The organism is Polaromonas sp. P1_G4, from assembly GCF_056405475.1.
In genome coordinates this window covers 1-1012 of sequence record NZ_JBFUCA010000895.1, presented here as the reverse complement: position 1 = coordinate 1012, position 1012 = coordinate 1, and the positions used below count along the sequence as shown (strand labels likewise).

2 protein-coding genes are annotated in these 1012 nt (G+C 64.3%); both read right to left on the bottom strand.

What is annotated here, in order from left to right:
* A partial coding sequence (gene ispE / locus AC1D1X_RS24260) for a 4-(cytidine 5'-diphospho)-2-C-methyl-D-erythritol kinase (protein WP_477699481.1) occupies window positions 1-684 on the bottom strand: 684 nt, incomplete at its 3' end.
* Window positions 685-768: 84 nt separating this feature from the next.
* Window positions 769-1012 (bottom strand): lipoprotein insertase outer membrane protein LolB (locus AC1D1X_RS24255; protein WP_477699480.1); only part of this gene is annotated, 244 nt, incomplete at its 5' end.

Sequence of the window (1012 nt, the reverse complement as noted above, 5' to 3'; positions counted from 1 at the left end):
AGGGCCTTCAGCATTTGCAGCAAAGCCTTGGATTGTAGCAGTTTCTGTGTCGCGTTTGAGCCCCGGCGCGCTGAAAATTCGTGGCGTGGAGACGCCGGCAGGAGGCTTGACCACCACAAAACGGGCTGGCGGCAAGGCGAGCGGCGTGATTTTTTCACCAATGCCTTCCACCCAGGCGTGGCCGCCGGACAGGAAAAAGGGGACATCGGCGCCCAGCGACAGGGCGATGGCGTGCAGTTTTGGGATCGGCAGGCGCACACCCCAAAGCCGCTGCAGYGCCAGCAGGCAGCTGGCGGCGTCGGATGAACCCCCACCCATGCCGGCTTGCGAAGGGACGTTTTTTTGCAGACCAATGTGGACGCCCAAAGGCGTGCCGCAAGCCGCCTGCAGCGCCCTGGCCGCCCGTACACACAAGTCCTCGGCGGGCAAGGCCTGGGATTCGCCGGGGTTGCCCTCGTTGAGTTGGCCAAGGTCTTCCCGGGTGATCCGGCCATCGGGGCGCAGCTCAAAGTGAAGGGTGTCGCACCAGTCGATCAGCATGAAGGCGGATTGCAACAGGTGGTAGCCATCGGGCCTGCGTCCGGTGATGTGCAGGAAAAGGTTCAGTTTGGCAGGCGCCGGCACGTCATACAGGGCCTGGAGCGGCTGCGCGGCGTATCGGACGGGGGCGGTATGGGTCGTCATGAACTGGGAGTGCCAAAGCAACAGGAGCCAGGAGGGTGAAGGTACAGGAGGCCTTGCGGAGAAGCCGGGACATCCGTCCCGGAATTATTGGTCAAGGACCACACGCAGGTCGGCTGGGGGTGCCGGCTGCACCYGGCTGGCCGTGATGCGGCCTTCGGCGTAACGGGAAAGGTCTGCAGACCAGCCGCTGACGCTGGCATTGTCGCCCTGCAGCCAGGCAAAGAGCGCGGTCACCGGGACGGCCGCACCTGTCGCCTGGGCCATCAGCTCATCCACCGAGGAAAACCGCTGGATCTTGCCATTGCCTGAGTCGAGTACGGCTTCACCG